The organism is Acinetobacter sp. AG3, assembly GCF_022343575.1.
Taxonomy (GTDB): Bacteria; Pseudomonadota; Gammaproteobacteria; order Pseudomonadales; family Moraxellaceae; genus Acinetobacter; species Acinetobacter guillouiae.
The window spans coordinates 851558-872656 of the sequence record NZ_JAKQZD010000001.1 but is presented as its reverse complement, the minus strand read 5'-3'; the positions used below and the strand labels follow the sequence as shown (position 1 = coordinate 872656).

Annotated in this window: 19 protein-coding genes; 2 read left to right on the top strand and 17 right to left on the bottom strand. The window is 38.7% G+C overall.

The window, feature by feature from the left end; translation table 11 throughout:
* Positions 1 to 204 precede the first annotated feature (204 nt).
* Positions 205 to 696 carry a hypothetical protein gene (locus L3V46_RS04275; RefSeq protein ID WP_034617607.1) on the top strand — a complete coding sequence of 164 codons (492 nt, stop codon included), beginning with the start codon at positions 205 to 207 and terminating at the stop codon, positions 694 to 696.
* Between the two features lie 50 nt (positions 697 to 746).
* Here L3V46_RS04275 and L3V46_RS04270 read toward each other — a convergent pair whose 3' ends face one another.
* From L3V46_RS04270 to L3V46_RS04210, 13 genes are all read right to left on the bottom strand, one after another.
* Positions 747 to 1673, bottom strand: coding sequence for a copper resistance protein B (locus L3V46_RS04270; protein ID WP_239044999.1), 927 nt, complete (start codon positions 1671 to 1673; stop codon positions 747 to 749).
* Positions 1660 to 3678: a multicopper oxidase domain-containing protein gene (locus L3V46_RS04265; RefSeq protein ID WP_239044998.1), complete on the bottom strand. Its 2019-nt coding sequence runs from the start codon at positions 3676 to 3678 to the stop codon at positions 1660 to 1662. The genes L3V46_RS04270 and L3V46_RS04265 overlap by 14 nt, the downstream gene beginning before the upstream one ends.
* Before the next feature lie 55 nt (positions 3679 to 3733).
* Positions 3734 to 4144 carry a hypothetical protein gene (locus L3V46_RS04260; RefSeq protein ID WP_239044997.1) on the bottom strand — a complete coding sequence of 137 codons (411 nt, stop codon included), beginning with the start codon at positions 4142 to 4144 and terminating at the stop codon, positions 3734 to 3736.
* A gap of 409 nt (positions 4145 to 4553) precedes the next feature.
* On the bottom strand, positions 4554 to 5240 hold the full coding sequence (gene rpe, locus L3V46_RS04255; RefSeq protein WP_034613857.1) for a ribulose-phosphate 3-epimerase: 687 nt from the start codon (positions 5238 to 5240) through the stop codon (positions 4554 to 4556).
* A 275-nt stretch (positions 5241 to 5515) separates the two neighbouring features.
* A complete protein-coding gene (locus L3V46_RS04250; protein ID WP_096735028.1) occupies positions 5516 to 6640 on the bottom strand; it encodes a M48 family metallopeptidase in 1125 nt (374 codons plus the stop codon).
* A 20-nt stretch (positions 6641 to 6660) separates the two neighbouring features.
* The gene (locus L3V46_RS04245) at positions 6661 to 7767 is read right to left on the bottom strand and encodes a YjgN family protein (RefSeq protein ID WP_004723692.1); all 1107 of its coding nucleotides are present in this window, start codon (positions 7765 to 7767) and stop codon (positions 6661 to 6663) included.
* Between the two features lie 159 nt (positions 7768 to 7926).
* Positions 7927 to 8763 carry an S-formylglutathione hydrolase gene (gene fghA / locus L3V46_RS04240; protein ID WP_239044996.1) on the bottom strand — a complete coding sequence of 279 codons (837 nt, stop codon included), beginning with the start codon at positions 8761 to 8763 and terminating at the stop codon, positions 7927 to 7929.
* A 122-nt stretch (positions 8764 to 8885) separates the two neighbouring features.
* A complete protein-coding gene (locus L3V46_RS04235) occupies positions 8886 to 10304 on the bottom strand; it encodes a C13 family peptidase (protein WP_151956456.1) in 1419 nt (472 codons plus the stop codon).
* Between the two features lie 121 nt (positions 10305 to 10425).
* Positions 10426 to 11232 carry a class I SAM-dependent methyltransferase gene (locus L3V46_RS04230; protein WP_239046747.1) on the bottom strand — a complete coding sequence of 269 codons (807 nt, stop codon included), beginning with the start codon at positions 11230 to 11232 and terminating at the stop codon, positions 10426 to 10428.
* A gap of 5 nt (positions 11233 to 11237) precedes the next feature.
* Positions 11238 to 12062: an undecaprenyl-diphosphate phosphatase gene (locus L3V46_RS04225; protein ID WP_004817618.1), complete on the bottom strand. Its 825-nt coding sequence runs from the start codon at positions 12060 to 12062 to the stop codon at positions 11238 to 11240.
* A gap of 32 nt (positions 12063 to 12094) precedes the next feature.
* On the bottom strand, positions 12095 to 12760 hold the full coding sequence (gene tsaB, locus L3V46_RS04220; RefSeq protein WP_004817620.1) for a tRNA (adenosine(37)-N6)-threonylcarbamoyltransferase complex dimerization subunit type 1 TsaB: 666 nt from the start codon (positions 12758 to 12760) through the stop codon (positions 12095 to 12097).
* A gap of 168 nt (positions 12761 to 12928) precedes the next feature.
* Positions 12929 to 13462: a gamma carbonic anhydrase family protein gene (locus L3V46_RS04215; RefSeq protein WP_239044995.1), complete on the bottom strand. Its 534-nt coding sequence runs from the start codon at positions 13460 to 13462 to the stop codon at positions 12929 to 12931.
* A gap of 59 nt (positions 13463 to 13521) precedes the next feature.
* Positions 13522 to 14136 carry a CoA pyrophosphatase gene (locus tag L3V46_RS04210; protein ID WP_004817626.1) on the bottom strand — a complete coding sequence of 205 codons (615 nt, stop codon included), beginning with the start codon at positions 14134 to 14136 and terminating at the stop codon, positions 13522 to 13524.
* Positions 14137 to 14261: 125 nt separating this feature from the next.
* Here L3V46_RS04210 and L3V46_RS04205 point away from each other — a divergent pair, with 125 nt between their 5' ends.
* Complete coding sequence (locus tag L3V46_RS04205) at positions 14262 to 14810, top strand: NUDIX hydrolase (RefSeq protein WP_034613876.1); 549 nt, start codon at positions 14262 to 14264, stop codon at positions 14808 to 14810.
* A gap of 105 nt (positions 14811 to 14915) precedes the next feature.
* Here L3V46_RS04205 and L3V46_RS04200 read toward each other — a convergent pair whose 3' ends face one another.
* Genes L3V46_RS04200 through L3V46_RS04185 form a run of 4 tightly spaced genes read right to left on the bottom strand, consistent with a single transcriptional unit; the run spans position 14916 to position 21066 of the window.
* Positions 14916 to 16862: a hypothetical protein gene (locus L3V46_RS04200; RefSeq protein WP_096735031.1), complete on the bottom strand. Its 1947-nt coding sequence runs from the start codon at positions 16860 to 16862 to the stop codon at positions 14916 to 14918.
* A gap of 10 nt (positions 16863 to 16872) precedes the next feature.
* Entirely contained in the window at positions 16873 to 18162 is a 1290-nt protein-coding gene (gene filE, locus L3V46_RS04195; RefSeq protein WP_239044994.1) for a putative pilus assembly protein FilE, read from the bottom strand.
* Complete coding sequence (locus L3V46_RS04190) at positions 18162 to 19826, bottom strand: outer membrane protein transport protein (protein WP_004817633.1); 1665 nt, start codon at positions 19824 to 19826, stop codon at positions 18162 to 18164. The genes filE and L3V46_RS04190 overlap by 1 nt, the downstream gene beginning before the upstream one ends.
* 13 nt (positions 19827 to 19839) lie before the next feature.
* Positions 19840 to 21066 carry a hypothetical protein gene (locus tag L3V46_RS04185; RefSeq protein ID WP_004723711.1) on the bottom strand — a complete coding sequence of 409 codons (1227 nt, stop codon included), beginning with the start codon at positions 21064 to 21066 and terminating at the stop codon, positions 19840 to 19842.
* Between the last annotated feature and the right edge of the window lie 33 nt (positions 21067 to 21099).

The following is a 21099-nucleotide window of genomic DNA, read 5'->3' as shown; positions in this document are numbered from 1 at the left end:
TTAAATTAGAATCAGGCCGTCCTGACGATTTTTCTCAAATTGAGGGAGGTCGTTCCTCCTGAAGAAGCTTAATTATATCAACTCATGTTGAGGAATTTATTAAAATTTACAAAATTTGACCTTTTTTACATTTCGAATAATTTTTTTTCATGAGGCTTACTTTATGATCAAGCATGCTAAATATAAAAATCAGGGATCAAAACCATGAAACATGATTATTGGGGTGATATCCACCCGAGCTGGGCGGGGTTTAGTTCAGAAACATTTTTTTCACATTGTTTTTTTAATCAAAATGCTGATCGGGAGATTTTCTTAGGGGAAGAGTTTGATGAAGATGGCGATGAAATCGAAGAAGCGCCCAATCTTGATCAACTCAACGCTTTTGCAAAAACCTACCAATTATTTATCAATAGTATTGAACAACATATTCAGACCATTCAGCAACATGCTTTTGAACGCTATCAAAAGCTTTATGCACATTATTATGAAAATCCAGAAAAATCAGGTGAGGCTGCATTGAATATTCAGGATGTGGAATCTCATAATCCTTATATACAGACAATGTTAAATTTGCGTGTGAGTGCACCTGATACCTTAACCCTCTCTATTCACTATGATTTAGATACAGAGCATGGAATGGAATTTAAATTTGTAAATAACCAGCTTGAACGTGTTGCTGGCATTGCAGAAACGTAAAAGGTCACTCCCAAAGAAGTGACCTTTTGCTTTATATGAAAAATGAAAGCTTAGAATCTAAAACGCAGACCTGCACCATATAACCAACCTGATTCGGAGTCGGTTGCAGTTTGCCATGCTGTCTCTTTATTACCTTTAGAATATGCATAGGCCACACTTACATAAGGCATCACTTTTTTTGTGATTTCATAACGGGTTTCTAAACCTGTTTTAATACTGTTTAGACCTGTTTTTTGGGCATAGCGTGAATCATCGCTAAAGACCACATTTAAATCTAAATAAGGCTTTAAAATCAGCTTTTGTGTCAATAATAAATCACGTTCAGTTTCTAGGCTAAATGCAACCCGACTGTCCTGTCCGAAATACAGATAAGCATCTGTTTCAAAAAAGTACTGCGCCAAGCCGTGTAAACCCAAAGCTGCATCTACACGTTCCTGATCAGTGGTTCGTTCAGGATTATCACTGTAACGCACACCCGCCTGTACATCCCAAAAATCAGCAATGTTACGGCTATAGAGGGCACTTAGATCATATTCGATTTTGTCTGATTCAGCCTTACTGGAGCTCCCTTTAATGAATAACTTATTTTCATCAGTACCTATGCGTAACTCTAAAGATGAATCCAAAGTACCTTTTCCATCTTCATCCAGCATCCAAGCATTATCAATAGTCACTCGCTGATAAACCTGCGCACCATGTTCTTTACGATGATCATGGGTACTATGTGAAGCTATGCTTTCCTCTCCCGTAGTGGTTGTAAGCGCTTGATGCTGTGTATGATCTACAGCATTGCTTTGCTCATCCAACTGATTCATTTTTGAATGATCCATGCTTGAATGATCAGTCACGACAGCTGGGTCTGTCGCAATACTCGCATCACTTTGCATCTGATGCCCTTCATGGGCCAAAGCCAAACCACTCAGCATAAGTAATGAACTTACCAGAACTGATTTAGAAAAAAGATTAATGATTTGCATGTTCGTCTCCTTTCACTTCAGCCTTTTGAGTGGTATTTGTTGTTTGAACTGGCTGGGTGGACACTTTGCCATCACTCACATTGGCAACAATCAATTTATTCATCATCCCTGCACTCATGTGGTAGAGCAAATGACAATGGATTGCCCATTCACCCAATTCATCAGCGGTTAATAATGCTGTAACTGTTTTTGCAGGTGGTACAACAATGGTGTGTTTATTAGGCATATCCACAGCAGGCTGACCATTTTCCAATTGCATAAACATGCCGTGTAAATGCATTGGATGTGCCATCATACTGTCATTGATAAATTTAATTCGGATACGTTCGCCGTATTTCACTTTGAGTGGTTCAGCATCACTGAATTTTTTACCATTAATCGTCCAAACGTAGCGTTCCATGGTTCCGCCTAAACGAATTACCAATTCACTGGTGGCATCCCGAGTATCAGGTTGTGGGGTTAGTGATTTTAAATCACTGTATTGCAGTGCTTTATCTCCTTGAGGTGTCGATGCATTTGCCCAACCATAAACCACTTGATCATTTTTTTGCGCTGCCGATGAATTGCGATGCTGTGAATGATCCATACCCTGCATATCTTTCGCATTCATTTTTGAATGGTCCATACCTTGCATTTCGTTGGCATTCATTTTGGAATGATCCATACCCTGCATATCATTGGCACTCATTTTCGAGTGATCCATACCTTGCATAGCATCAGTATTCATTTTTGAATGGTCCATACCCTGCATATCATTCGCATTCATTTTTGAATGGTCCATACCTTGCATATCGTTGGCATTCATTTTTGAATGATCCATACCCTGCATATCGTTGGCATTCATTTTTGAATGGTCCATGCCTGACATATCACCCATACTCATCTTGGAGTGATCCATCCCTCCGCCACCATGACCTCCCATATCTTCCATAGTCAGCACAGCACGTGGACGAGCAGCAGGCATATGAATAGCAGCACTTTTTGCTGTTAATTCATTGTGGAGTGTTCCAATCGCAAATCCTGAACGGTCAATAGACTCTGCCTCAATCTGATAATGATTGGTTTTAGGTTCAACAATCACATCATAGGTTTCAGCAGTACCTATACGAAATTCATCCACAGCCACTGGCTTTACAGGCTGCCCATCGGCACTGACCACTGTCATTTTAAGCTGAGGGATACGTACATCAAAGAACGACATTGCCGATGCATTCACAAAGCGCAGTCGAACTTTTTCATTAGGCTTAAACAGACCCGTCCAATTTTGTTCAGGGGTTTTTCCGTTTACAAGAAAGGTATAACCTGTCACATCTGACATATCTGTTTTTAACATACGCATCTGATTCCACATTTTGCGATCAGACCACGTTGCTTTTAGACCATCACGTTGTAACTGTTTCCAAACATCCCCTAATGTTTCACGTCGATTTTGATAATATTCTGCGGAAACCTTTAGATTTTTTTGGATCTGGTCACTGGTTTGCTCATGAAAATCCGACAACATCACCACATAATCACGATCTGTGCGTTCATGCGCTGCCAGCGGTTTTTTATTCTTTGGATAAATCACTAAAGAACCATATAAACCATCCTGTTCTTGGCCTTTCGAATGGGCATGATACCAATAGGTTCCACTCTGACGAACTTTGAACTTATAGACAAATTCTTCGTTGGGTTTGATCCCGTTATAACCATTAAAGCCAGGTACACCATCCATAATGCCGGGCAATAATAGGCCATGCCAATGGATCGATGAATCCTGATTCTTTAAATTATTTTTAACACGAATCACCGCTTCATCACCTTCTTCAAATTCTAAAAGTGGTGCGGGAAACTGGCCATTTACAGTAATTCGTTTTACCGGTTTACCTGTTACATTGACGATTCCTTCATCAATGCTGAGTTGATATTCTTTGATTGCGGCAATTCCCCAAGTTGAGGAGACCAAGCACAATGTCGCAACCAAGCTTTGAGCTAATCGCTTTTGAGATAACTGAATAAACATAACTTAACCTAAATTTTAACAAGCAACTTTGAATAAAAAAGTGTCTAAAATCAGATTAAGCTTTTGGAGGACGTAAGATTTCTTGCCAATGCCCTGCGAGGTGCTGAGCTTGGTAATTGATTTGATAGGCTTGAGTATTGTGCAAATGATCGGGTGCAATCAATTTGGGAATATCAGGATTGAACCAAACCACTGAAGATTGGCATGAGAATGCAGCACAATCTGGGCATTTGCTCTGCTGCGTATCTTGAGATTGAACCTGTTGATTATGGCAATCTTTTAGATTTTGCAGCTGTTGCTCATGATTGAGATGCGAGTTTTGATCATTTTGTTTTTGTTGTATATCTGCACAGTGCTGTTTCATTTCTTGTACATCACTGTTTTTCATCATCGATTGATGTTCATCTAAAAGTGATGAGTTCATCATTTGCTCATGTTGCATCATATTTACAGATGCAATAGACACACTGCTCCAGCCTATGGCAAAAACCATAAGACAAACAAACCAAAACCGTTTGTGCAGTTGTCTAAACAAAACTAAAACCTATGTTTTAATCTATGATGAAGCTAAGAGCATAGCCAATAATGACGAGTTTGGCAAATATCGTGCGGAAAGATTGCCAATATCACTGAATAATTTTGCATCAACTGCACTTTGAATAAAAAATGAATAATTAAATCGATGAATAGCGGATGATTCTTATAACAAAAGAACCCGTTTGGGCTCTTTTTAAACAGAAATTGCATGTATGATAAACGATTGATCACCCTTTGATTAATCTATACCCAGCTTATCCATATGCTTATCAACATGGTTATCCATATAGTTATCATCAAAGTTATCCACAATTCACACAATACATTTGTGGAAAAGTTTAAGCCGAAACTTGCCCCACTTTTGCTAACTCAGCGCGCATTTCGTTAATCACAGCTTGATAATCAGGTTTACTAAAAATCGCCGAACCAGCAACAAACATATCAGCTCCTGCTTCAGCAATTTCACGGATATTTGCTGGGCCAACACCGCCATCAATTTCTAAACGAATGTCACGACCTGAAGCATCAATAATTTTACGCGCCTCACGTAATTTATCCAAAGTGGTAGGAATAAATTTTTGTCCGCCAAAGCCAGGGTTTACACTCATTAAAAGCACTTGATCTACTTTATCTAAAACATAGTCGAGATAATGCAAAGGTGTTGCTGGATTAAACACCAAACCTGCTTTAGCACCACCATCTTTAATCAATTGCAATGAACGGTCGATATGATGCGTTGCTTCAGGATGAAAAGTAATAATATCTGCGCCTGCTTCTAAGAAATCACCAATCATACGATCAACAGGTGAAACCATAAGATGCACATCAATCGGGGCTTTGATCCCATATTTCTTTAATGCCTTACATATACCCGCACCAAAAGTTAGGTTTGGCACATAGTGGTTATCCATGACATCAAAATGGACAACATCTGCACCAGCTGCCAATACATTTTCCACATCTTCACCCAGACGGGCAAAATCAGCAGATAAAATTGAAGGTGCAATCAGATATGGCTTGGACATGAAACAACCTGGCAAAGATAAAAATTTTTCCCATTATAACAAACTTACCCTATTGGGTTGTTTTAAAAAGCAACAGTTTTACTTATCTTGCTCATTTATCAGGTCATAGCAATCATCTGGTTGAATCAACGACTGTCTATTACTTGATGATATGGGTTTTAACGAATAATCTGATCTTTTGAGAACAATACAAAAATAAAGGGCTTCATTAAGCCCTAGATCCAGTCACCGCCACCTTGCACAATCTATAGATAAACATCGCTTATCTATACTGTTTAAGGTTTAGCCTGTTGTTTTTTCTCAAAATCACGAACCATTTTAATGCGTTCTTCAGTTGCAGGATGTGAAGACAAGGCATCAAAAATCTCTAAAGAGCTCTCTTTTTCACTAGACTCATTTTGAGGTTGTTTTTTATTTGGGTCAGCTTTTTTATCAGCTTCAGCCGTTTTGCCTGCCTGCTTTGGTTTTTCTTCCAGTGCAGTTTCATCACTTAAGCGTTGTAAGAAATTCGCAAAATGAGACACTTCAATGCCTTTACGATCCATCAATTTCAGCGCATACATATCCGCCTCAGCTTCAAATTTGCGTGAATAATTTGCACCAATCATCGCGGCAGGTAACGAGGTCAATAGGTCTGAGCTGTCTCCCGTCATGGCAATATACAACACACTCAACCCCAAACTGGTCAAGCCTTGTTGTAAGCTATGCCGTTCCACCAAATGCCCTTGCTCATGTGCCAATACACCTAAAATCTCTTGATCACTATGCGCCATTTCAATCAGTTCATCGGTGATAATAATCGTATTGTTAGGTAAAGCCACTGCATTAGCGCCCAATCGCCCACCTTCACGGAAGACCAATTTTGCTGGTCTGCCTTCAGCGATAGTACTTAGATATTGCTTGGAAATTTGATCTTTTTGACCTTGTGCCAAATGACTAGGATTAGTCCAATTGTTCAATACATATTTTTCTGCTTCATCGCCTAATTTATTCAAACTATTTTCAGGCAGCTGAAAAGCAACATAATGTGATGCTGCTGGAACACCCCATTTCACTAAAGCAAAAACAAAAGCCACCACAAAGATGATACTGAATACAATTAAACTTGGAGAACGTTCTAATTTCCAGATCGAATGCTGAACATTTTTAGTCCCAAAATTAAACCATTCTGGTAAAGCCCCCTGAAACTCAATCCTAGCGTCATCTTTAAGCTCAATCGCAGGATTTAATTGCCCCAGTGCGCCAATTAATTCCATATCGCGATATGCATAACGGCGTTGATGTTCTAAACGTTCACCATACTGAATCAGTACTTCGGACTCAGATTGAGCGGAAAGTTGGGCATGGTGTGGTTTAGACACCACACCATCATAGAAAATGACTTCTATTGGTCGTGACATAAATTATTCAACTCATATCATTATAAAGAAACATCAATGTCGAAGATGTCACTAATTTCTTCAGCTAAAGCACTTTGCTCTTGCTGTGCAAGATTCATCATTTGATCTGGATCATCATGCAAAATTAAACTCATCGAATCAACTTGATATTTGTGAATACGAATTGCCGCCCATGCAGACATTAAACCAATGCTTAGAATTTTAACCAGCCAATTTGATGCCACAATCCATGCATAACGCCATTGATTACAATCTGTTTTAAATTGGCTGCTTCCAACCGTTGTATTGTTCCATGTGGTAATAAAAATACGTGCTGCGATCAATGGATAAATAAACAACCCTGCCACAGCGTACATTGCAAAGACACCAAAGATAAAAAAGTTTGGCGTATACCCTGCAATAAAACCGATAATACCGAAATAAATAATGCCAAATGCCAGCATGATTCCAAAAGACATAAAAATTGGAATGTAAACTGCCGCCATATAAGCTGACCAATCAGCATTCAATTTAAAATCCAACTGCCCTGCATATAAATGATCGATGTAGTACTTCTTATACAACCAGATCGCAACAGGAGCAAATATCCCTAAACTAAAAATATAAATTAAGATACTGAGAAAAAAGACTTTATAGGATTCTTTTGTGGTTCCCGCAAAATAAAAGCGACTGTTTCCGAATTTACTGTTTCTTGCGGTAAAGCGCATTGTTGCCCGAATCAGCCACGGTACTGCTGCATACAGCACCACTAAACCAACCACCGTCGCAATCATGGAATACTGCGAGGAAATTGAAAAGGCAGCATAAATACCCAATGCAATCAAACGTCCAACTAAAATCTTGGTGGGGATACCAGTAAAGTCAAAACGTCTTTTAAAGAATTCAGTATTGCCATAAAAATAACGTAAACGACGTACTTTTGCCCAAGGCGCGTACAAACTTAAGGTAATGATGGTCAATAAGATATTCACAATCCATATACCAAAATATTCCATCGCATCACCGTGAAATTTAAAACGGTGAATTCTTGGATATTGCTGGTCTGCGGGCTGCTGTATTTCTGGTGGTGTAGCGCCTTTTTCCAAACTCAAATGACTCGGAAATGGAGGCGGTATTTGTTCTTGCATATTCTTCTCTTTATTCAAATTATTTGATGACAATCTAAAATGATATGAAATAAAAAACCTCAAAAAGCAGTTTATATTTTTTCTGCGCTGAAAGAAATAGAGTAAAAGCAAACAACGATTTACTTTTACTCAAAATCCAATTTTTGTTAGACGATTCAATTATTTTTGTAGTTGCAAGGCATGAAATTGTAAATGGTCATCAATAAAACTTTGAATGAAATAATAACCGTGATCATAACCTTCATGAAATCTTAATGTGAGTTTTTGCCCAACTTTATGACAGGCTTGTTGGTATTTCTCAGGGTTCAATTGGCTATAAAACTGATCTTTTATACCTTGATCGATAAGTACTTCGTCAAATAACTGACCTTTAGAAAGCAGTAATTGGGTCGCATCATGCTTTGCCCATTCAGACTGATCAGCGCCTAAATAATGTGAAAAGGCTTTTTCACCCCAAGGGCATTCTGTCGGTGCACAAATCGGTGCAAATGCTGATACTGATTTAAAATAATTTGGATATTTCCAAGCCAGTGTTAATGCCCCATGCCCGCCCATACTATGACCAAAGATTCCCACAGCTTCAGATTGAATCGGTAAGCTTTTTATTAGCAATGGATAAAGTTCATCTACAATATAACTTTCCATCTGAAAATGTTCAGCCCAAGGTGCTTGAGTTGCATTGAGATAGAATCCCGCACCCTGCCCCAAATCCCATGAATCGCCTTGTGCAACCTGTTCACCACGAGGTGATGTATCTGGTGCGATCAAAATTAGACCCAGCTGAGATGCTAAGCGCTGTGCATGCGCTTTGATAATAAAGGTTTCTTCCGTACAGGTCAGTCCCGCTAAATAGAATAATGCAGGACATTTCTGCCCTTTTAATGCTTGAGACGGAAGATATGTCGCAAACTTCGTTGCCCCTTTTAAATAATTTGACTGAATTTGATAAATTCTTTGTTCACCATCAAAACAGATATTTTTACTTAAAAGTTCCATCAGCGCATCGCTCCACATTTTGATCTTTAAATTGTTTAGGGCTACCGTCTTATAACATCAACAGATTCAACTCAATATAAATTAAAGCGCTTTTACTTTCGCATTTAAAGCGCCGTTATTTATCATGGCTTTTGTTGTGTATCCAGTTTTACATTTTGAGTTTGCGCAGTAGTAATAACGCCTTGTTGTGGAAATAAATGTTGTTCCAACTGCGGTAACATCATTTCCATATTTTTCCCAATCACCCATTGCGGTTCAGATGGATCAAAGCCTTGTGCATTTTCCCATTTCGCAACTGTTTCAGTCGCTTCTTTAAATGCAGCTTTGAGAGAACCTTGTTCACGCATTGCCTGATCAAAGAAAGCACGGCCAAAATAAGTATAATCAGCTTCATTTGAACAACCAAATGAGGCGCGATCTGCTGCAGAAGCAGTAATAATCAAGGTATCTGGTGATTGGAGTGCTGAAACAAAGCTGCCTGAATAACAGGCTGAAATTACGATCACTTTCCAACGAATACCTGATTTATCGAGGGTTTCTCTTAACCATTTTGGGTCAACATCATCCAAATTAATCGGTTCATTTTCGAGTTCAAAACGATTAGGCAAGCCATGAGAAGTCATATAAAGAAACAGTACATCACTTTCGCGATTCATCTGTTGGCCAATACGGCGTAAAGCCAGATCGATACTGGTTTTAGATGCAATAGGAGTGTCTTTAATACTTTGTGGGTTATTGACCAACTCAACAGAACGTCCAAAGGTTCCAAAACGGGTATCAAATTGTTCTTTAATTCGATCAATTTCAAATTTAAACACGTCTTGATAACTTGCACCAGCAACGCCTAAAAAATACCAATGCGTTTGTGCAAACTCGCCAAACTGCACCTGTTCCAAGGCTTTATTGAGTAAATGACTTTGTGCATAAAAAGCACTTTCGCTAATACTTGGCGGAACGTCTTCTACTTTCCAAATCGGCTGTTCCTTAATCGAAACCTGCCAAGTAAACAAAGTGGCTACAGTCGCAAACATGATCAAGGCACGTTCCCACCATGGCCATTGTAATTCTCTTGAAAATACCCACACTACAGCAAGGCTTTGCCAAATAAACAAAGCAAAAAACAGCAGTGGGATCACATCGTAAGTGAAATAAGGCAGCAGATCTTGATTGCCTAAATATTGCAGCAAACATTGAAACAACATGATGTGCGTATCAAGCACCAGCCATAACAGTGCTGGAACCAACATCAAACGCGGATTATTGGTCCGTTGTGATAGGAAAATCCCCACAATCAAGGCAATAAAAGGCCACAATGCGTAGCTGACTAGACCTTGTCGATTAAAAACACCACCATCACCAGCAACTAACCAGCTAAATAGTGTATTTGCACCTGCACCCAACAGTCCCCAAAAAATCAATTGAAGAATCGATGGACGAACAATTTGTAAAGACTTTCGCGAACCTAAGAATAACCAAATCCCTGCACGTTGGTTACTTTTCAAATCATGCCAAAAGTTAATCGAGGGTTTAAGATCTATCATAAAGATTCTGTTAAGGCAGTGGCTTCAATCAGCCTATCTAGTTTAGGCTTGGCTAAAAAATTATCAATGTTTGATTTAACTATATATCAATAATTCGACTATTATTGAAACAGTTACCAAATTACTCAATAAGATTGCTGTTAAAATAGGCATCAAAACGACAAGCATCACCTTGCCATTGATGATCGGTTGCCTGATCATTTAAAAATACAGCCAGTCTAGGACGTTTTACCACAACTCGCTTGGCAATTTTCCGTGCTAAGACTAAAAGATGATCGCCTAAATCCATTTCACCATCTTCAGGTAAAAGCATGTGTAATAGCTGCATTTGCTTTTTCACTTGTGCCTGTTTTTTAATGGCTTGCTGATTCTGATCCCGCTGCGGAAACATCGGATCTAAATAAACAACATCGACAATTTGATGCGTGATGATCAATTGTTGTAAATATTCAGCTGAATCAGAAAAAACCAAATCAATACGCTCAACAACTTTGGCTAAAAACGGATCGTTTTCCAGCTGTTTTTTTGAATCTTCCAGTAAGGTAAATAAAATTGGATGACGTTCAATCAGGGTTACTTTCGCCCCTAAGTGTGCCATCAATAATGCGTCATGTCCTAGACCAGCAGTTGCATCAATTAAATTGGGTTTTTCTGAAATATTACATGCCCGTGCAATCATTTCAGATTTTAAACTCGCACGTTTTAAACGTGGTATCTCAGCTTTCCAATCAGGCTGCATTTTCATGCCATTGGCACACAGGCTTAACCCTTGTTCATCAACACACAAGGCAAGTTCAGGATTCAGTCTTAAAAACCGTGCATTGAGTTTTTCAATCGTTGTAATGTTTACCACGACACCACGTAAAGAAAGCACAGTTTGGTAGGACTGTGCTTTCTCAAAAAATGTGGATTCAGTAAATAAGCGAATTTCGCTTACCATAATTTCCAACCTGTTAATGCAAACAATAAAATCAACAAACCTGAAGCAATACGATACCAAGCAAAGACCATGAAATCACGCTTAGAAACATAAGCCACCAAAACACGGATCAAAATTAAAGCAGAAACAAAAGAAACAATTAGCCCCACAAAGAATACGGTCCAATCTTGAGTTGTTTCATAAATATGGTAATTTTTAAAAAGATCTAATAAGCCTGCACCAACAATAACAGGTATACCGAGGAAGAACGAAAATTCGGTTGCAGCCTTACGCGATACACCCAGCATCATGCCACCAATAATGGTTGCACCTGAACGTGAAGTCCCTGGAATAAGCGCCAATACCTGAATTAAACCAATATAAATTGCTTCTTTAATCGAGATATTTTCCACTTCAACCGCATTGACTTTTGGTGGATTTTTTTCAACCCACCAAATGATTAAACCACCGACGATTAAACCAATCGCCACAGAAATATCATTAAACAACAACTCTTTTACGATATCACCAAAGGTTAAGCCAACCAGCATAATTGGAATAGAAGCTGCAATAATACTGACTCCAAGATGACGCCCTTTCGGCTCACCTGAAAATAGACCGATTGCTGCGCCCCAAAGCTTGCCCCAGTACTCATAAATCACCGCAGCGATTGCGCCCATTTGAATAGCAACGACAAATAAGTCACTCTTTTCTTTGGTCCAGAAATTCATGAGCTCAGATGCAAGAATTAAATGCCCTGTACTTGAGATAGGTAAGAATTCGGTAATACCTTCAACAATACCCATAATGGCTGCTTTGAGTAGCAGTAAAAGATCCATTGTGAAATCCTAAAAATTAAAGCGAAAAACGATTATGGTTTACCTTGTTCTGGAATTTTCTTCCATGCATTATCACGTAAATATACAGGTAAAGCTTGTTCTGCACTGAACCATTGCTTTTGCAGTGCATTTTGACGCGCAATTGTGGCGATATCATTGGCAGAAGCAGTAATCTGCTGAAACGCGATTGCCTCTACATTCACCAAAGCTGAACCTGAACCGATCAAGGTATATTTTTGATATTCTGCAGCGTGTTGATAGTCTAATAATTTTTCTTCGTCTACAAGTTGCATAATGTTATTTTGGTCAAGCTTAAAACTTGCCATATAAACTTCTTGCATACGTGCATCTAAAACTGCGGTGACTTCAGTCAATTGGGCTTGCTGATAAGCAGCTTGCGCCAACGCTTGCAAGGTTGAAACTGGAATCACAGGAATATCATTTGCCCAGGCTAAAGCTTGAGTCACTGCGGCATTGATACGTACACCACTAAATGAACCTGGCCCACGGCTAAATGCAATTGCAGTCAAGTCTTTACTGGAAATTTGATTTTGCTCAAAACCTTGCTCAATCATCGGCAAAATGGTTTGAGTTTGTGCTTTTGCTCGCGTATCAAGTTGAAAATAGAGTGTTTGAGTTTCATCAACAATCGAAACGGAACACTGCTCATTGGCAGTTTCCAATGCCAGCAATTTCATGCACAACCTTACTGTGTTAAAAATGCTGCCTATGATACTCCACTCATTTCAATAGCGCGAGGGCTTAGAGATAAAGCCTGCTAGATAAAATCCATTAGATCAAAATAATCCATAAAAATGCCAAGACATTGTGCTTGGCATTTAAGTGATAATTTTAAAACCACGACTTTAATCAAATTTAAATTCTTCTAAATCAATAAAATTCTTGTAATGGGCAGCATAGTGCAAGGCACTCATTTTTAATAAATTCTCCGCATTCTCATCCAAAGTTCGCACGACTTTACCCGGTGAACCCACGACCAAGGAATTATCGGGAATAACTTTACCTTCTGGAATCAAACTATTTGCACCGATGATACAATTTTTACCAATCACAGCATGATTTAAAACCACGGCATTAATACCAATTAGACTGTTATCGCCTATCGTACAACCATGCAACATGGCTTGATGCCCAATGGTTACATAATCACCAACGGTTAATTCAATCCCTGTATCTGTATGTAAAACGGCATTTTCTTGAACATTACTAAAATTCCCAATATGAATTTTGGCATTGTCAGCACGAATGACTGCACCAAACCAGACACTGACTTGTTGCCCCAGTTCGACCTGACCAATCACCGTCGCATTATCCGCAATCCAACCATCAAAAGGTGCATGCAACGCTTTTGGCGCAAAACCTTTAAATTTATACATCATGGTATTACATTCCTTTGAGATATTTTAAGAGCATTGGTTTTGATCATAGCTTTTCAGCATTATTTTTTATTGAATATCTGTGATTTAAAAGATGGCGAGTTCAATAAAAACGGCCAGTTTTTTTGATAGTCCAAACCATATTTAAATAACGAAATCAGAATTCTAGCGGTTAGCCCCCAAATGATTTCGTTTTCAATTCTTAGACTGGGAAAATACACCGACTGATGTGCCAAACGCACCTCATAAGGAATAGGCTGTGATTCCATCATTTTTTTAATCGGGGCATAGAATATACGATCAATTTCACTCGGCTGAGCAATCAACTGAATATCTGGAGGAATTAATCCAACTACAGGTTTTACCGTCAATCCACTTTTCGCCCGTTCCATGGGTAAATCACCAATCAGCTTGACATCAAAGGGATTGAGTGCGGTTTCTTCCCACGCTTCTCGCAAAGCCACAACAATATTACTGGTATCATTTGGATCACGTTTTCCACCTGGAAAGGAAACTTCTCCTGCATGATTTGATAAGTAGGCAGAGCGTCTCGTCAGTAAAATTTTAGGATCAGCTTCTTGAGTAATTGCAATCAGTACTGCGGCATTGGCCGGGTAGGTTCTTTTGCCAAAACGTAATCGATTTTGCAACACTTGGGTTAGCTCATCATCCTTCATTGATCTCACTCTATCTTTTTTGTTCTCGTTCTATCATATAGGAAATTTTATCGATAAGGCTATAAATGATGCGAAAGTAGAATTTTTCAGTTATGCTGAGTTATCTCACATTTTTAATGAAGCTTATGAGTTTTTGCAGTGCTTGTGGTCATCCAACCATAGAAAAAATTCCTTTAGGTGATCAAAAAATCCGTAAAGTTTGTACACACTGCGGCACCATTCATTATGTTAACCCTAAAGTGATTTGTGGCGCTTTGGCGATCTGGGAAAATAAAGTTTTACTATGTCGTCGTGCAATAGAACCACGTTATGGACTATGGACCTTACCTGCCGGTTATATGGAACTTTTTGAAACCATGGAACAAGGTGCAGCACGCGAAACACGTGAAGAATCTGAGGCTGAGGTTGAAATTGAACAACTTTACTGCATGTATAATATTCCACGGATTGGGCAAGTTTATGTTTTGTTTAAAACACAAATAAAAGATGGTGTATTTGGTGCTGGTGAAGAAACCATAGAAAGTCGTTTATTTGAAGAACATGAGATTCCTTGGAACGATTTAGCTTTCCCAAGTGTAGAGCGCACGTTAAGACATTATTTTGAAGACCGTAAAACCAATACCTTTCCAATGCATCTTGAAACATTAGGCACCCGATTAGATCAGACAGGATAATCACAAATAGATATTGCTTCGACCAATGGTTGAGCATTAAAAATATGAGCACAAAAAAGCCTCAATTCAAATCACTTGAATTGAGGCTTTTTTAATTAACATAAATTACTTGGTTTTAATGGTATAACACTGCGGTAAGCTTACAGTTAAAGTCCCTGATAAACGCTTTGCTAGCTCTTTTTGCTCAGGAGTGGTCTTGTCCTTATTGGCCTCTATATTGTTATAAACTGACTGATAAAATGCATGCAAATTTACCCATGTTGCAGTAATCGTCTTATCCCCATCCCAACTGGTAATATTGACACCATTGTTTGTATTTTGCTCATTGATTAATCGTTGTAGGTTTAAGCGTATACCGCCAGAGGAAACTGAAGCATTGGCTATTTCTTCTGCAGATGTACCACTGGTTGGTCGAACAACTAATGTTTCATTTAAACCGGCTAATGCACCATCAAGACTACCAAATACAGGATTGGCCAAAATCATACGAAGTGTAATCGACTTTTCAACATTACCATTTATATAAGCTGTACCCGTAGTACCAATACGATATTGTTGTACCCCTGTTTCTTTATCAACATAAGTGTTTGGATCTACATCAGCACATGTATCTGAATTTAACGCACTATTTTTACCTAAATTGGTGCGGATATCTCCATTTTCATCAATCACAATACCGAGTGTTTGGGTATTTGGATTAACTTCTTTGTTATCAAAAGCAAATGTAATATTTGCATACAGTGGGAAATAGTATTTTTCACCAGCTTTTACTGTATTTTTAGTGAGGAAAACTTTTCGATCTAAATAATTGGCAGGATTGGTTTTATAAATATCGATTCCACCAGAAAGCTGATCAGCATTTAAAGTTTGACGCCATTTCCCATATATCGTTGGATCCGCAGGTGCCGTGGTTGCACCCGTTGTTCGCTTATACATATATTCAGTACCAGCGACATTGGTGTTATTCAGCAAAGCGCCCTGAAAAATTTCAAGTTTATCCGTTGAACTTTGATCTTTTTTAAATACAAGTGGAGAGGTAATTTTACGGGTGAGTGGATTGATCCAACCTTGTTGACCATTTACATTGAGTTTTTGTGGAACAACCTGATTGAGCAATAAAAACTTTAACAGTGAATCAGCAATTGTACTGCCTTCTACTTTTTGAGGTACACCAACCCATTGCATTGCATAACCAGAGGTATAACCTTGACGGTCAGTGACTAAATACATATTGGCGATAGATTCATTCTTGGTGCTTAATTCACTTTTACCTGTGAAGCCTTGAATATCAACATTTGCACCACTGAAAATAAGGAAGTTTGTTGAATAAATATTTACCAATGATTGTTGAACCAAGCGTTGCGCAGTCGCGACTGCAGAAGCTTCATCGACCGCTTCAATATTGACCCACGGTTTTAATTTTTCAACATAGCTACCATTGATAAAATCAGCCACCCCAATATCTGCATTGACTGTTGTTAAATTATTTTTAATATTATCTGTTAACTCAAGGGGTTGTACATCGCCAACCTGATTGGCATCCTGCTCCAACCCAATCGCTTGGAAAACGCGAACCAATCCAACCATTACTTTAAATGTCTCATCACTCATGGTCATACTGGTTGGTTCTTTACCTGTCATGGCAGTTGCAATATCAATCAAACCAATTGCAGCAGGTTGACCACGCACTTTTAAAGGGCGTACTTTTGCTAAGTCAACATCACCTAAAACAATTTTTCTTTCTGATTGAGAACCTTTTATATAAAATTTTGCTTTATCGCCAATTAAACAGCCACCAAGTGCCAAACCACCTTCTAGTTTAGTCGCATAATGATTTCTGGTATCTGTACTACAATCAAAATTTAAACCATCCACTGGATAGTCAACATAAAAACCTAAACATTTTTCTGTAGAATCTGCATCACAACCATTTGAATAGGTTGGAATACCTTTATTTGGGTCTTCATTGACTGTTGCACTTTCACCACCGCACCCTGCGAGTGCTAGGCCTAAACTTGTTAAAACTAAAGGGGCGAATAATCTTTTTTTCATATCTTCATCCTTACTGAATTACACTCAGCTTAATTTGTCCATGATTTGTTAATTGCTTATTTTCCACATCTAATGCTGAGGATAATGGTGTTAAAAATAGATATACAGCTTGATCAGGTTTTCTTAAAACGCCTTCCATAGCCGCATATTGTAAATTATTGTCGTGGGATTCTTCATTTTTAAAACCACTTACACCTTCGAGGACACAACCTTGTCCATCTAAAAATACCACCAAAGGCCAATAATAACTTTGAAGCTTTGAAGAAGATGCATAAGATGTTAATAAAATATTTTGCACTTGAGAATCTAATTTCACGACTTCATAAGCAAAAGTCTCTTTGATTGGTGCAACTGGCCACAAGCCAACTTCTTGATTTTTTATGGATAAATCTTTTGCTTTAGTTATTTTTTTACCAGAAAAACACGCTTGTTCTAAATTATGAACAACCTCATCTTTAGGTAAACGAAAGTAGCTTGAAGATAAAACAACTGGTTTTTTTTCTTTCGATTCTGAATTGCCACGAATACTATTTAAAAGGCTCTTACTTAAACCTTTTTGCCGTTCGATGGTTTCATAACGACCATGCACTGCGCCGATCTCAGGCGTCATATAAAATCTTTTTTTACCTTCTAAATTGAATTCACGATCTTCTAAATACTCATTATTGACATATTGTTCACCATCAATAACTGTGAAATGCTGATCTTCTATCGTTTGAGTACTTTTGGGGGCAACTTCTTTATTGGTCTTGACCGCAGTTTGGTCTACTGGCGTTATTTTCTCTAGTTTCTCAACCTTATTGGTTTTTTGAGTAATATCAGCGGGCTGCTGTGGCGGTTTTTCTACAACAAGCTGAGGTACTATCGTCTGTGACGCTGGTGCTAAAGGCTGATCTGGTATCTGAACAGGGCTTTGAATTTTAGCTTTATGCTCCATTAAAGCGGATTGCCGTGCAGGCTGAGCAGTAGTAACCGCTAATGGCGTATTTTTAGGCGCCCTCTCTTTTTGACTTTGTTTAACGATGGCTGGAGCTTCTATTACTGGTACATTAGGCTTGGCAGCTTGAGTCTCTTGTATTTGTTTGACTTCTTGTATTGGTTTAACGTCTTGTACTGGTTTATTTTTTTGCTTTACATCTACTTTTGGAGCTGCTTCAGGTTTCTGAACAATCATCGGATGTCCATCAGGGCCAATAATTGTATAAAAATTGGCAGCATAAGAAATTGATGTGGCTAGACTAAAACTTAAAGCTAGCCACAAAGAAGTTACGACTGTTTTTTTTCCAACATTCAAACGCATTACCATCTCGTTCTGTAGTTAAGCCCTAGAATTGTAACTTTTGTATTGGTCTTTACATTTAAACCAGCATATGGGTTGAGTAACAAGTTATCCACCCCTGTTTTATTGGCCAAACTACTGCTATTTGCTGGAATATTATCTCGGCTACGCAAGAAACCGATCGATAAGTCAATATCACTATCTTCATCAAAACGATAACCTAAACCTAAACCAAATAATTGCGCATTGTTAATCGGCACCATGGTATTCCGTTTATCATCGGGGATCGCACTAGCACGAGGTTCATAACCAGCACGAAGTTTTAGACGATCATTTGCTGAATACTCAATACCAATTCCCCAGCTCCACGGTGATTGAAAGCCGAGTGGAAAAGCCAATGATGTATCTGTGACTTGATTGGATAATAATTTGGCAATTTTTAATGCTGAAATTTGTCGATCAAATTCAAATTGAAACTTTTCCCATGCTTTAAAGTCGGTCCAGCCCACATCAAAATTCACCTGTAAATCAGGTAAAATTTTATATTTTATACCGGTTTGAAAATGAGCAGGATATTCCAAATCCATTGAAATCAAACCTGATTCAGTTGGTGGAATATAGCCTGGAAAACCTAAAATCGCCGCAAGAATCTGACCTGTTGCTGAAGAGTTTAAGCCTTTTATAAGCTCGCGTGGTGCGTTGGCATTGTCGATAAAATATTTACCTTTCATACGCATTTTGGCGGAACTTTGATAGACCATACCAAAACCAAAGTTTTCCGTAGGCTCCCACATCAAACCTAAGTTATAACTTGGGCTTAAACTCTGCTCAAGACTGACCTGCATTTTCCCGAATTGACCAAATGGGTTCATACCCTCATCTGCATTACAAATACCAAATAATATAAGGTCAGTAATTACATTCGAGTTATTTCGGAAAGGCCCACAAACAGACTCATCAATCAATCGTAGAACACCGATCATTTCATTTGGAAATCGTAGATCAGTTTTTAATGCCATTGCGTTATATGACATCCCGATCGAAGCACCAATAGACAATTCATCGCTGACTTGGTATGCAATAGATGGAGACAAATAGGTTATACGCTCAATGGCAACTTGCTGCCCCATATAGTTACCTGGGTTACCATCCTCTGAGCCAAAACCTGCCACCATTGGTGCATATACAGCAGTTGCATAGGTCAATTTTGAACCTGGAGGATTATAAGAAATCCCTCCCGTTGGCGCTAACACTGGCCAGCCAGGTCCCAAATCCACGACTTTTTTTAGAATGGGAATATATAAACTTGCATACTCTACATCGCCACGCACTGAATCTTTATAATCTGTACAAAGCCCCGAAGGATTGTCTGGTGCATCATTACAGATCAATGGGTCATCAGAATAACCAAATACGTTATAACCAGGTGGCGCAGAAAATTCACGTTGTATATCAAAGTTTGCAACAATCCCTTGTACGTCAGTTTGTAAGCCTTTGAGTTTCGTTAATGCTGCGGGGTTAAAATGAATCGCACTAATTCCAGGTGGATCGGCAGTTACTGCATTCCCCATGGTTAGTGAGCGTATATCAACCGATAGGTTAAGTCCTAACGCTGCAAATACTTGAGTTGAACACCCTGTTAATAAAATCGCTGTAACTAATGGGCGCAAACGTATGTTTTTCATACTTTACACTCCTTTAGTTCGCTTTCTTCTTACCAAAGCCTAAAATATCCAATGGGAAAGATAGACCAAGCGAAATATCTGGTGAGTCTTCAGTTAAGCCGATCCCCAATGTACCATTGACAATCGTATCTGGATTGACACGCACCCCTAGAGCAATGGAAAACATCCCGCTAGATTGGTCAGCTGCTTTATATGAATCTGCAAGTCCCGCTGTAGGTCTATACTTAAACGAAGTATTCATATTAAATGATTGTTGGTATGACATGGTCATCGAAACATCATAGTTAAATGAATAAGCAAAACCAAAAGAGAAACCACCGGTCATACCAGGATCAAACTCTTCTAAAACGCGCTGATAGGTCTGATCACCACCTTGACCATTGGCATTGCCCCCACCACGCACTTGATTTAAGCCAGTTTCTTTAAATCCATAATTGGCAGAGACCGATGCAAACAGTACAACAGGATCGATATATTTACGGGTACTTGCGCCAACACCTACAGAATAATAGCCTTTACCCGTTGAAAGGTCTTTTTCTGGGTTTATCTCATATGGACTATCACCAGTCTTAGTAGATAAACTACCAAATAAAATAAGTGGTAAACGCCCTGCTTTCAGCGGGAACGGTTCCCAACGTGCACCAAAGTTAATATCCCCTAGGCCCGCAGCCGTGGCATCTTTTAAGCTATCTGATTTAGCAATAAATGGAATAGATGCGGTAAAGGTTAAATTATCACGTATCCCGTACTGTGCAGTAAAAGTATTACTAATGGTATGACTTGCATCTTCATCAACACGAAGTTGATAAGCTGTGCCTTCGTTAATTCCTAAATTTAATTGCGAATCACGATAGTAAGAATAATCTAAATCATAAAAAGTTGAGAACTCACCCTTTTTAATTAAAGAGTATTGACGTTCATTGGATGTAAAAACTTCTTGTAAATTGGTTTCTTGAGAAGCATCACCTTCTTTCTTCTGCAATGCTTCTGCAGCTTGTGTACCTGGTTTAGGTGCTAAAGATTTTGTTTCATCTTTATTAATTTTGACATCTTCTGTAGCCTGTGCAACATCTGCAACTGGAGCTGTTTGACTGCTGGTTGCAGAACTGGCATTGTCTGTACTCGCAGCCTGATCTGCTACTACATCCGCACTTGCCTCTGTTTCAGCTGCATATAAACTTCCAATTGCAAACTGAATACTCACTGCAAGTAAAGTCCGTTTCATCCATTGATTATTCATATTCTTCCTATTCCAAAAATTCCAATTCAGTTA

Bases quoted from the DNA above. Each gene is read 5' to 3' on its own strand.
- rpe (WP_034613857.1), bottom strand. From the start codon at position 5,240: ATGTCCAAGCCATATCTGATTGCACCTTCAATTTTATCTGCTGATTTT.
- fghA (WP_239044996.1), bottom strand. From the start codon at position 8,763: ATGGAACTTTTAAGTAAAAATATCTGTTTTGATGGTGAACAAAGAATT.
- L3V46_RS04210 (WP_004817626.1), bottom strand. From the start codon at position 14,136: ATGAAGGATGATGAGCTAACCCAAGTGTTGCAAAATCGATTACGTTTT.
- L3V46_RS04235 (WP_151956456.1), bottom strand. From the start codon at position 10,304: ATGATAGATCTTAAACCCTCGATTAACTTTTGGCATGATTTGAAAAGT.
- L3V46_RS04275 (WP_034617607.1), top strand. From the start codon at position 205: ATGAAACATGATTATTGGGGTGATATCCACCCGAGCTGGGCGGGGTTT.
- L3V46_RS04205 (WP_034613876.1), top strand. From the start codon at position 14,262: ATGAGTTTTTGCAGTGCTTGTGGTCATCCAACCATAGAAAAAATTCCT.
- L3V46_RS04200 (WP_096735031.1), bottom strand. From the start codon at position 16,862: ATGAAAAAAAGATTATTCGCCCCTTTAGTTTTAACAAGTTTAGGCCTA.
- L3V46_RS04265 (WP_239044998.1), bottom strand. From the start codon at position 3,678: ATGTTTATTCAGTTATCTCAAAAGCGATTAGCTCAAAGCTTGGTTGCG.
- L3V46_RS04250 (WP_096735028.1), bottom strand. From the start codon at position 6,640: ATGTCACGACCAATAGAAGTCATTTTCTATGATGGTGTGGTGTCTAAA.
- L3V46_RS04185 (WP_004723711.1), bottom strand. From the start codon at position 21,066: ATGAATAATCAATGGATGAAACGGACTTTACTTGCAGTGAGTATTCAG.
- L3V46_RS04215 (WP_239044995.1), bottom strand. From the start codon at position 13,462: ATGATGTATAAATTTAAAGGTTTTGCGCCAAAAGCGTTGCATGCACCT.
- L3V46_RS04270 (WP_239044999.1), bottom strand. From the start codon at position 1,673: ATGCAAATCATTAATCTTTTTTCTAAATCAGTTCTGGTAAGTTCATTA.
- L3V46_RS04245 (WP_004723692.1), bottom strand. From the start codon at position 7,767: ATGCAAGAACAAATACCGCCTCCATTTCCGAGTCATTTGAGTTTGGAA.
- tsaB (WP_004817620.1), bottom strand. From the start codon at position 12,760: ATGAAATTGCTGGCATTGGAAACTGCCAATGAGCAGTGTTCCGTTTCG.
- L3V46_RS04190 (WP_004817633.1), bottom strand. From the start codon at position 19,826: ATGAAAAACATACGTTTGCGCCCATTAGTTACAGCGATTTTATTAACA.
- L3V46_RS04225 (WP_004817618.1), bottom strand. From the start codon at position 12,062: ATGGATCTTTTACTGCTACTCAAAGCAGCCATTATGGGTATTGTTGAA.
- filE (WP_239044994.1), bottom strand. From the start codon at position 18,162: ATGCGTTTGAATGTTGGAAAAAAAACAGTCGTAACTTCTTTGTGGCTA.